Source organism: Helicobacter sp. 13S00482-2, from assembly GCF_002272795.1.
GTDB lineage: Bacteria > Campylobacterota > Campylobacteria > Campylobacterales > Helicobacteraceae > Helicobacter_J.
On sequence record NZ_MLAT01000101.1, the window covers coordinates 1 to 302 of the forward strand.

Genomic DNA, 302 nt, shown 5'->3' on the forward strand with positions numbered 1-302 from the left:
CTCCTTTAGCAGAGATGATGGAGTGATTGATGAGTTCTTTTGCATTGATAAGCAGATCCTTACTTGAAGTGATAGAAGGAGGAATGAAAGTAGGAGTGAATGTATCAGTGGTTTTATGGGAATTTGAATCAGTGTTATCAACATTGTTGTTATTTGAATTTAAATCAGTGTTATTTTGTTGTTCTTGTTTGTAAGCTTCATAAGCTTCTTTGGGTTTAGAGATCTCTACCTTGCCATTGACATCAATGATAAATCCTCCATCTCCTTCTTGTTCTGATGCCATCATAGCAATTCTTCCAGAA

At 35.4% G+C, this 302-nt stretch carries 1 protein-coding gene; it reads right to left on the bottom strand.

Features of this window, described 5'->3' with window-relative positions:
* Positions 1 to 286 (bottom strand): hypothetical protein (locus tag BKH42_RS09280; protein ID WP_219349874.1); only part of this gene is annotated, 286 nt, incomplete at its 3' end.
* Positions 287 to 302 lie beyond the last annotated feature (16 nt).